Genomic DNA, 11,022 nt, shown 5'->3' on the forward strand with positions numbered 1-11,022 from the left:
CAACCTGCTCAACGACAGCCAGTTTAAAAGACAGAGAGTAATCGCGTTGTGTACGTTTAACATACTGTTTCATCACATTCTCCTGAAAACACCGGGTAAATGTGTCAACGCTATTCAGGACGGGTCATCGGTCACAAAAAAGGGAGCGTTAAGCTCCCTTTTTACTGTTCAGCCATCAGGCATGTGCCACTGGCGTCGCCTGCTGGTCCGCTTTACGCAGCAGCATCAGCATCAGCAGATAGATAAGCGCCACTGCGGCGATCATCACAAACAGCAGCCGGTCAGAATAGTTCTGCATCAGAACAGAGGTCATTACCGGTCCAGCCAGACTGCCAACGGTATAACTCATCAGCAGTGCCTGATTCATCGCAACCAGTTCATGATGTGCGACTGTCTCGCAAGCCCAGGACATCGCCACCGGATAGAGTGTGAAGCCTGCCAGCCCCAGAACAAACAGCGCTGGTGCCATTGCGGCATTGGTTAGCATGGCCATCGCACCCAGGATTACGACAAAGACCTGCACCCGCAGCACCAGCAAGCGGCCGAAACGATCGGCCAGGCGACCAATTGGCCACTGCCCGACAATACCTGCGCTGACCAGTAACGCCATCCAGTAGCCGACACTGGCATCACTCATTCCCTGATGCGACAGGTAAAGCGGCATCAGGCCATAAAGCGAGCCTAAAACGATACCGGAGATAATGCACCCATTGATGCCGAGCCGTGAACTGCGACGACGAAGCATCGGCCAGATGCGAGCCGGTGCCGCTTCAGCCGCTTCACCGGTGGCTGATACCCGTGTGAAGACCAGCGGCAGTACCGCGCAGAACACCAGCGAAGTGACCCAGGGTACCACGCTCAGCAATTCTGTTGAGAGGGTGCTGACCAGTAACTGACCGGTTACAGTGCCGAGATAATAAACGATCATATAGGCAGCCAGTAGCTGTCCACGATTGCGGACGGTTCCGCTACAGAGAAGTGCGCTTTCAACGACGACCCACATCAGTGCACAGCCTGTGCCCGCGACAAAACGAAGCGAACTCCATGCCCAGAAACCTTCCATCATTACCAGGCAAATCGTTGCCACGGCAAAGAGTCCGGTCGCCAGATAATAACTGCGATTAAACCCGTAATGCCTGATTAACCAGCCAGCCAGCAATGTACCAGCCAGATTGCCGGTGTAATAAGAGGAACTTACGATGCCCACCTGCCAGGTTGTCAGTAAGTCATGCGTCAGCCACAGTGGAACAAGCGTATTCAGCACGGCAATGGCGACAGTCATTAACATCAGGCCGCAAAGCAGCAGTATCACGGGGCGTGACCAGGTTGACATAGGAGATAAAAACCAGAGCAAAATGAAGGAAATTGCGCGCAGTTTGCCACTGGCTTTTTTAAAGTCAATGGGACGAAATTGACAGCAGCACATTTTGCTGTGGGACAATTTAATTTACTAATCTTCAGTGGGTTACAATTGTGTTAAGCGGTATGCTGCTGAGCGCTATCTCTATGAAAAACTGGATTTTTAAACGTTCCGGCTCACCTGGTATCGATAACGTTTATTTGTGAATAAATTCCGTCTCAATAAATCCTTTATTTCAAAAACAGGCATAAAAAAACCCGGCCATGGCCGGGTTTAAGAATGGTGAATCGCTTAGCCGATGACATCGACGCCATTCATGTATGGGCGTAAAACTTCAGGCACGGTGATGCGGCCATCTTCCTGCTGATAATTTTCCAGCACCGCGACCAGAGTACGGCCTACGGCCAGTCCTGAGCCATTCAGGGTATGAACCAGACGCGGTTTCTTTTCCTGTTTGTTGCGGTAACGCGCCTGCATACGACGCGCCTGGAAATCACCCATGTTGGAACAGGATGAAATTTCACGATAGGTATTCTGCGCTGGCAGCCAGACTTCCAGATCGTAGGTTTTGGTCGATCCAAAGCCCATATCGCCGGTACAGAGTAAAACCTTACGATATGGCAGATTCAGCAGCTGCAACACTTTCTCCGCATGACCTGTCAGCTCTTCCAGCGCATCCATTGACTGTTCCGGCGTGACAATCTGCACCATTTCAACTTTGTCGAATTGATGCATCCGGATCAGACCGCGTGTGTCACGGCCGTAAGAACCCGCTTCAGAACGGAAGCATGGCGTATGCGCGGTCAGTTTAACCGGCAGGCTATCCTCTTCCACGATCTCGTCGCGCATCAGGTTGGTCAGCGGCACTTCCGCGGTAGGAATCAACGCATAGTTGCTGCTGTCTGACTGTTCTTCCAGCGGACGGGTGTGGAACAGGTCTTCACCAAACTTAGGCAGCTGTCCGGTACCATAAAGCGTTTCGTGGTTTACCAGGTAAGGCACGTAGGTTTCAAGGTAGCCATGCTGCTCAGTGTGCAGGTCAATCATAAACTGACTCAGTGCACGGTGCAGGCGGGCAATCTGCCCCTGCATGACCACAAAGCGCGAACCGGTCAGTTTCACGGCAGCCGCAAAATCCAGACCTTTTGCCGCTTCACCCAGCTCAACGTGATCTTTAACCTGGAAACTGAATTCACGCGGAGTACCCCAGCGGCTCACTTCCTGGTTTTCGCTGTCATCTTTGCCCAGCGGCACTTCATCTGCCGGAATGTTCGGCAGCGCCAGCGCAAAGTCACGGATTTGATTCTGCAGTTCATCCAGTTCTGCTTTTGCGGTATCCAGGCGTTCGCCCAGCGCGTTCACTTCCTGACGCAGCGGCTCGATGTCTTCCCCACGTGCTTTGGCCTGACCGATGGATTTGGATCGGGAGTTACGCTCTGCCTGCAGATTTTCAGTTTCCACCTGCAGTACTTTGCGACGCTCTTCAAGCGAACGCAGCGTTTCCACATCCAGTTTGTATCCCCGGCGTGCCAGTTTTTCTGCGACTGCGTCTGGCTCGTTACGCAGCAGATTGGGATCGAGCATGCTTATCCTGTGTATAAAAAGTTGGTTGAAAGAAGGGACGCATTCCTGCGGAATGCGTTGAAAACATTGCCCACATTACCGTAACGTCTGTTTCAGCGGTAGCGTTTTGTCGGGCTATTTTGATCCTGCTCAGCGAGCCAGCTTAGCTTTTCACCAATCTTACCCTCAAGCCCGCGCTGGGTTGGGGTGTAATAACGTGTGCTCGCCAGTTCCTGCGGAAAATAGACTTCACCGGCGGCATAGGCATTGGTTTCGTCATGGGCATAACGATACTCTTTGCCAAGTCCCATCTCTTTCATCAGCTTAGTCGGCGCATTGCGCAGATGCTCAGGCACATCGTAATCGGGCTGGTCACGCGCATCACGCATTGCAGCCTTAAATGCGTTGTAGACCGCATTGCTTTTTGGCGCACAGGCCAGATAAACAATCGCCTGCGCAATCGCACGCTCCCCTTCTGCCGGCCCGACGCGCGTGAAGCAATCCCAGGCGGCAATCGCTACCTGCATACCGCGTGGGTCAGCATTGCCGACATCTTCTGAGGCGATAGCCAGCAACCGGCGTGCCACATAGAGCGGATCGCCACCTGCGGTAATAATGCGTGCATACCAGTAAAGCGCCGCATCGGGTGCCGAGCCGCGCACGGATTTGTGCAGAGCCGATATCAGATCGTAAAAGCGGTCGCCTTTGTTATCAAAACGCGCGGATCGTTCACCCGAGACTTCGTTGAGCAACTGCGGCGTCAGTTCACGCTGACCCGAAGCGGTGATTTCGGCCATATCCGCCATCATCTCCAGCGTGTTCAGCGCCCGGCGTGCATCGCCATTAACCAGTTCAGCGATCATCCTGCGCGTGTTGTCCGGCAGCACAATATCACTGTCGCCATACCCGCGTGTTTTGTCCTGCATCGCCTGATCCAGCACCTGCTCAATATCTTCCAGAGTCAGTGATTTAAGCAGATAGACGCGGGCGCGGGAGAGCAACGCGGAGTTAAGTTCAAAAGAGGGGTTTTCGGTGGTCGCGCCAATAAAGGTAATCGTGCCATCTTCGATATGTGGCAGAAAAGCATCCTGCTGGCTCTTGTTGAACCGATGGACCTCATCCACAAACAGGATGGTACGCCGCCCGGCATGTTTATTCTGGCGGGCACGCTCTATTGCCTCACGAATCTCTTTCACACCCGAAGTGACTGCTGAGATACGCTCCACATCAGCGTTACCATAATGCGCAATGATTTCAGCGAGTGTCGTCTTGCCGGTCCCGGGTGGTCCCCACAGGATCATCGAGTGCAGGTGCCCTGCCTCAATCGCGCGCGGCAGAGGTTTGCCCGCACCCAGCAAATGTTGCTGACCAATGTACTGTTTCAATGTTTCTGGCCGCATACGCGCGGCCAGAGGTTTGAAATTTTCGGTGGAAAAATCCAGGGACAGGTTACTCACCGTGACCTCACTGACGTTGGTCGTCCACCGTCACGCCTTTAGGCGGTGTGAACGTGAATTTATCCGGACTGATAGCGCCATTCTGCTGACTTTTCAGCTGGTAATCACTGCGCTGGCCATCCTGTTCGATAGCGCTGAAACGGTTAATGGTGCCGCTGGAGGTCACCTGAATGGTGAACTGTTTCAGGTTGCCATCACTGTTTTTGGGTGTCAGCTCGAAATTGTCACCCTGCTGTTTAATGTTGTACTGCTTCCAGTCATTCGACTGGTTGCGGGCAATCAGCATAAACGGCGTATTGCTGGTCGCATTCTGCAGCAGGCTAACGGTCGCCTGCTCAACAAATGGATTGTAGAACCACAGCGATTTACCGTCAGAGATGATGATGCTTTCGTCAGGCGCGGTCATGTGCCAGTTAAACAGGCTGGGACGTTTAACCCACAATTCGCCTTCACCATCCTGCACATTGGCACCGCTGCTGTCGGTCACTTTTTGCGTGAAGCTGGCGTGGAAGCTGCTGACCTTGTTCAGGCGCTGTTGCAGATCACTGGAAGCATCAGCCAGCACGCTGGCTGAAGAAAAGGTGGCCAACAGGCCCAGAGCGATTACGCGTAATTTCATCTGCTTCAATTCCTTATTTAAACGTTCCCATCGATAACTGCATTAAGCCTGGTCGCCGTTCCGCCATCAGAACAGAGGAATAAGCCGAAAGCTGATCCAGATATGGGGGTTAACCGCATAAAAACAATGAGCCAGTCGGAACTGGCTCATCAAGTAATGTTTCAAAACATTTAACCGCTACATATCGTGAGGCGGTGGCGACAGCACTTCACGGTTACCATTGTGTCCAGGTGCAGAGACGATGCCCTGCGCTTCCATCTGCTCAATGATACGTGCCGCGCGGTTATAGCCGATGCGGAACTGACGCTGAACGCCTGAGATCGAGGCACGGCGCTTATCGACCACAAAGCCCACAGCCTGATCGAACAGCGGATCAAGTTCTTCATCGCTATCGATGCCACCGGCACTCTCGCTCTCTTCGCCTGCCGTAATACTGTCGATATATTGCGGACGACCACGTGCTTTCCAGTCCTGAACCACCGCATGCACTTCCTGGTCACGCACAAAGGCACCGTGAACACGAACCGGCAGTGAGGAGTTTGGTGGCATGTAAAGCATGTCACCCATACCCAGCAGTGATTCCGCGCCGCCCTGATCGAGAATAGTACGTGAGTCTATCTTGCTCGAAACGGTAAAGGCGATACGTGTGGGGATGTTCGCTTTGATCAGGCCAGTAATGACATCCACGGATGGACGCTGTGTTGCCAGCACCAGATGGATACCCGCAGCACGGGCTTTCTGTGCCAGGCGCGCAATCAGCTCTTCAACCTTTTTCCCCACCGCCATGATCAGGTCAGCAAACTCATCAACCATCACCACGATATAAGGCAGTTTCTCCAGCACCGGCGGGGTCATATCCATGCTGTCGCCCGGTTTCCAGAACGGATCAGGAATCGGACGGCCCATCGCCTCGGCCTGCTCCACTTTTTCGTTGTAACCGGCCAGGTTACGTACGCCCAGCGCCGACATCAGTTTATAGCGACGCTCCATTTCACCAACGCTCCAGCGCAGCGCATTGGCGGCATCCTTCATGTCGGTGACAACTTCGGTCAGCAGGTGCGGAATGCCTTCGTAGACCGACAGCTCCAGCATTTTCGGGTCGATCATAATGAAGCGAACTTCTTCCGGTGTCGCTTTGTAGAGCATGCTGATAATCATGGCATTCACGCCCACGGACTTACCGGAACCGGTAGTACCGGCAACGAGTAAGTGTGGCATTTTCGCCAGATCGGCCACGACAGGCTGACCGGCAATGTCTTTACCCAGCACGACGGCCAGTGGCGATGGATTGTCGCGGAATTTAGGGCAATCCAGGACTTCACGCAGATAGACGGTCTGACGATGTTTGTTTGGCAGTTCCAGACCCACATAAGGTTTGCCAGGGATCACTTCCACCACGCGAACTGCGACAGTCGAGAGTGATCGTGCCAGGTCGCGCGACAGGTTAGAAATACGTGCTGCTTTTACACCCGGTGCCAGGTCAAGCTCGAAACGGGTGATAACCGGGCCAGGCGAGATGCCAACCACTTCGGCTTTGACGCGATAATCGCCTAAGCGTGACTCCACCAGACGGGCAGTCTGCTCCAGCGAGAACATATCAACCGGCTCTTCCTCTTCAGGTGGCACCGTCAGCAGATCCAGCGAAGGCAGTGGCGTGGACGGTTTCTCCAGTGGCTGCTCATGGCGCATCAGGAACGGGTGGATCAGGCTGTCATGCAATGAAGGTTTCGCTTCTTCGACTGGCTCAACGGCTGGCGCGCCATAAGACGGCGCAGAATAAGCCGGGGCCTGAGGCGACGCTGGTGCAGCATATGCAGGCGCAGACGGCGCGGCATAACCCGCTTCAGGCTCTGCTGGCCTACCATAAGCAGATGCAGAATAGGCCGGGGCCTGCGCTGCCGCTGGTGCATGATAAACAGGCTCTGCGGGTGCCGCAGGCGTCACTGGCGCACTATAGGCAGGTTCTGCCGGTGCAAAACGGGCAGGTGCAGGAACCTGAGCCGGTGCCTGAGGGCTTGAGACCTCACTCACCTGCTGCCACGGTTCGTGTGAAGCCGCAGGTGCTTCCGGCTCCGGCGTCGCAGTAATGGTAAACAGCGGTTCAGACGGGCCGTCATCCACCAGATCTTTCATCGGTGAAAAATCGAACGCTGAGGCAGTATCAATATTCAATACCGGCTCGTTTCTCACTTCAGGTTCATAGCGCTGCTGTTGCTGCTCGGCGAACTGACGCGCCAGAGCATCCTGCTGCTGCGCATCCTGCTCATCTTCTTCGTCCTGCTGCCAGCTGGTGCCGTAACGCTGCTGCTGTTCAGACTGGAAGGCCTGACGCAGTTCAGCCTGCTGCAGTGCCTCTTCTGCATCAGGTGCAGTGGAAACCGACGTAGCCGGGGCCGCTTCACTCTCTTCCGCTTTTGCTTTCTCTTCAGCCATGCGTTGCGAAGGTAACTTAATGCCATAAGAGGCCAGCTCACGACGCGTAGGCAGTTTTACCGGATTAGGACGCGGCAGCGCCGGTCCGATACCCTGCTTAACCTGCGGGTTCAGATTGGTTTCAGGTGCCAGGTCGAAAACAGGCGCAGTGCGTGTGGCCGCCGTAGCGGCAGCGGTGATTGTTGCGGCCGCAGGGGCCGCTGATGTGTCACGCCAGTTACCCATTTTAGGGTCGTCATCATCATAAGCATTGAACGACGGCGCAGCCGGGGCTTCGTCTGGCATTTCAAAGTGGTAAAGCGGTGGTGAGGCCGCGGGTGCAGAAGCATTCTGCGCCGGCGTCGGAGCCGTCGTTGCACCATAGGATGCAGGGGTGCTCTGTGCAGAAGCTGGAGCAGGTTGTGCCGTCGGCGGTGCAGGCACTGCTGCTGACGCGGCAGGCACCGATGCAGTAAAGGCCGCTGCAGCAGGCACCGCGTTAACCGGTGCCGCAGGAGCGATGGTCACGTCTGCAGCTTCCGCAGTGGCGGCTACCGCTGCACTGGTTGCGGCCGCCGCTTTCGCCAGTAGCGGATCTTGCTGTGACGGCAGAGGCTGAGCGGCAGCACGTGGTGCCGAAAGCAGCACATCCTCTTCCTGATCGGCAGCACGCGGAGCAGATAGCAGCACGTCATCATCCTGATCGGCGGCATGCAGAGCAGGGACATCCGCATAATCTTGCCCCTCCCGCTCGTCATCTTCTTCCTGCCAGGGTTCATCGTGACGTGAACGGTTGCTGGCAAACGTCAGCACGCCCATGACAACGCCGCCGATTCTCTCTGCAATGGTAAGCCAGGACCAGCCGGTATACAGGGTTATTCCTGCCGCCCAGACGCAGAGCAGCATCAGCGTGCCGCCAGCCGGACTAAACCAGGGAGCAATAGCATTACTGACCAGGCTGCCAATCACGCCGCCCGAAGCAAAGTACCAGATATCATCCGCGTTCAGCGCTGCCATACCACAGGTCGTAACCACCAGCGCAAGAACACCAATTAAGCGTAATCCGACGGCAAAGTAGTCAAAATAGTCCTGGCTGTCGCGCTGACGGAAAGCAATCCAGCACAAGCCCAGGATGACGGGTGGAATGGCGTATGCCATCACACCAAAGATGAAGAGTAAGGTGTCAGCCAGCCAGGCACCGACGCTGCCGCCGATATTGTGGATAGGTTCATGCCAGGCCGTTTGCGACCAGCTCGGATCGGAAGGGTTAAAACTGACCAGTGAAACCATCAGGTAAATGGCAAACAGCGCCACCAGAATGAGCAACGCTTCCAGCAGACGACGTCCACTGCTCAGCGATTGTAACGAAACGTCTTTATCTTCTGTATATTCCTGGCTCAAGAGGACTCTCCAGGTGCCTGTAAAGTAAGAAGCAACAGCGTCGGGCAAGCCCGACGCTGTTCCTGTATGAATGCACAGGAGTGTACCGAAATCTCACAGGTTTTGCACCTGCCCCGCATCAGCGAGTTTTGATCACCAGTCGATTGCTCTGTTTGACCTCTTCCATCACCACATAAGTTCGCGTGTCGTTTACGCCCGGCAGGCGCAACAGGGTTTCACCCAGCAGCTTACGGTAGGCAGACATATCAGGTACGCGCGTTTTCAGCAGGTAGTCGAAATCACCAGAAACGAGGTGACACTCTTGAGTTTCCTCAAGTTTTTGCACAGCGGCGTTAAATTGCTCAAACACATCCGGCGCACCACGATTCAGAGTAATCTCAACGAATACCAGCAGAGAAGCATCCAGATAGTGCGGGTTTAACTGCGCGGTGTAACCAAGAATAAATCCCTGGCGTTCGAGACGGCGTACACGCTCAAGACATGGCGTAGGCGATAAGCCTACGCGTTTGGAAAGCTCTACGTTTGAAATACGACCATCTTTCTGAAGTTCATTCAGAATGTTCCTGTCAATTCTGTCGAGGTCTTTCCCGGGGCGTTTCTTATTGTCTACCATTATTATTGTCTCTCTTAATTCCTTCCCTTTACCTGCCACGCCCTGAAAACGCTCAATGTTCGGGGCATTTTTGAAGTGAGCTAACAGAGCCTGTGATCTGACACTTATCGATATGACGCATGTTGTCTGTCCACATCATGCGTCATTATCCATATCAGGCTGCTTTTATTCGGCGTTACACGCAAAACAGGCGAGGAAAACCTGTTTTGTTCCGATAAATGTTATTCGCTTCTGATAATGTTTTCGCAAAAGCGCAGGCGATTGTCAAAGTAAAATCACCAAATTCAGGACAAGATGCCAGACAGACCGCTGGGTATCTGTTTTTAAATGAGTATTTTTCCACTTCTGCACCCTTTAAAGCCGATTTTTGCCCCATTCTGGCGCATTGACCAGGCAAAACCGCCGCTCATCGTCTACGCCACTTGCAGCTATCGTTAACAAAATTGGCTAAGTCTTGTTATTGTCGCCGGATATTCCCTACAATCGCAGGCTATGTCAGCCGAATGAAACTGAGGAACGCATGAGTACGGCCAAACACAGTAAGTTACTCATTCTGGGCTCCGGCCCAGCGGGTTATACCGCAGCCGTTTATGCTGCACGCGCCAACCTGAACCCGGTGCTGATCACCGGTCTGGAAAAAGGCGGACAGCTCACCACGACTACTGAAGTGGAGAACTGGCCGGGCGACCCGCACGATCTGACAGGTCCATCGCTGATGGAGCGCATGCACGAGCATGCCGAAAAATTTAATACTGAGATCATTTTCGACCATATTCATACCGTTGATCTGCAGAACCGTCCGTTCACCCTCACTGGCGACAGCGGCGTATACACGGCAGATGCCCTGATCATTGCAACCGGTGCGTCAGCGCGTTACCTGGGTCTGCCGTCTGAAGAGGCGTTCAAGGGTAAAGGTGTCTCTGCCTGTGCAACCTGTGACGGTTTCTTCTATCGCAATCAGAAAGTCGCAGTGATTGGCGGGGGTAACACGGCCGTTGAAGAGGCGCTCTATCTGGCGAACATCGCGGCTGAAGTGCATCTGATTCACCGTCGTGACAGCTTCCGCGCAGAGAAGATCCTGATCGACCGCCTGATGGAAAAAGTGCGCAATGGCAATATCGTGCTGCACACCCATCGTACGCTGGAAGAAGTGACTGGCGATCAGATGGGCGTGACGGGTCTGACACTGCGTTCAACTCAGAACAGTGATGAAACAGAAGCGCTGGAGGTGGCAGGTCTGTTTGTTGCTATCGGACACAGCCCGAATACGGCTATTTTTGAAGGTCAGCTGGCGCTGGAGAACGGTTACATCAAAGTTCAGTCGGGTCTGCACGGCAACGCGACCCAGACCAGCATCCCTGGTGTCTTTGCGGCAGGCGATGTGATGGACCATATCTACCGTCAGGCGATCACCTCTGCGGGCACCGGCTGCATGGCCGCGTTAGACGCTGAGCGTTTTCTTGACGGGCTGGTTAAAAACGATCGGTAAGTTGTTAACCCTCTGATCTCAAATGTTCCAGGCGACGGTTTTTCCGTCGCCTTTTTTATGGCTCTCATGCTAGATTCTTGCGCCTGAAGAGATGGAAATGTCTTTCCA

The 11,022-nt window shown here is 54.2% G+C and carries 8 protein-coding genes; 1 reads left to right on the top strand and 7 read right to left on the bottom strand.

Annotation, left to right across the window (positions count from 1 at the left end; all coding sequences use genetic code 11):
- Nucleotides 1-175: 175 nt before the first annotated feature.
- From F3I44_RS20180 to F3I44_RS20210, 7 genes are all read right to left on the bottom strand, one after another.
- A complete protein-coding gene (locus tag F3I44_RS20180) occupies nucleotides 176-1,333 on the bottom strand; it encodes an MFS transporter (RefSeq protein WP_150015231.1) in 1,158 nt (385 codons plus the stop codon).
- Between the two features lie 318 nt (nucleotides 1,334-1,651).
- A complete protein-coding gene (gene serS / locus F3I44_RS20185) occupies nucleotides 1,652-2,944 on the bottom strand; it encodes a serine--tRNA ligase (protein ID WP_150015232.1) in 1,293 nt (430 codons plus the stop codon).
- 92 nt (nucleotides 2,945-3,036) lie between these two features.
- Complete coding sequence (locus F3I44_RS20190; RefSeq protein ID WP_150015233.1) at nucleotides 3,037-4,380, bottom strand: replication-associated recombination protein A; 1,344 nt, start codon at nucleotides 4,378-4,380, stop codon at nucleotides 3,037-3,039.
- A gap of 7 nt (nucleotides 4,381-4,387) precedes the next feature.
- Entirely contained in the window at nucleotides 4,388-4,999 is a 612-nt protein-coding gene (gene lolA / locus F3I44_RS20195; RefSeq protein WP_003849334.1) for an outer membrane lipoprotein chaperone LolA, read from the bottom strand.
- Nucleotides 5,000-5,176: 177 nt separating this feature from the next.
- Nucleotides 5,177-8,812: a DNA translocase FtsK 4TM domain-containing protein gene (locus tag F3I44_RS20200; protein ID WP_150015234.1), complete on the bottom strand. Its 3,636-nt coding sequence runs from the start codon at nucleotides 8,810-8,812 to the stop codon at nucleotides 5,177-5,179.
- Between the two features lie 118 nt (nucleotides 8,813-8,930).
- Complete coding sequence (gene lrp / locus F3I44_RS20205) at nucleotides 8,931-9,425, bottom strand: leucine-responsive transcriptional regulator Lrp (protein WP_006118610.1); 495 nt, start codon at nucleotides 9,423-9,425, stop codon at nucleotides 8,931-8,933.
- Between the two features lie 175 nt (nucleotides 9,426-9,600).
- A complete protein-coding gene (locus F3I44_RS20210; protein WP_150015235.1) occupies nucleotides 9,601-9,801 on the bottom strand; it encodes a hypothetical protein in 201 nt (66 codons plus the stop codon).
- 144 nt (nucleotides 9,802-9,945) lie between these two features.
- On the opposite strand from F3I44_RS20210, the gene trxB reads away from it, so the two are divergent.
- The gene (trxB, locus tag F3I44_RS20215; protein WP_013357303.1) at nucleotides 9,946-10,914 is read left to right on the top strand and encodes a thioredoxin-disulfide reductase; all 969 of its coding nucleotides are present in this window, start codon (nucleotides 9,946-9,948) and stop codon (nucleotides 10,912-10,914) included.
- Nucleotides 10,915-11,022 lie beyond the last annotated feature (108 nt).

It is taken from the genome of Pantoea sp. F_5, assembly GCF_008631595.1.
Lineage (GTDB): Bacteria > Pseudomonadota > Gammaproteobacteria > Enterobacterales > Enterobacteriaceae > Pantoea > Pantoea gossypiicola.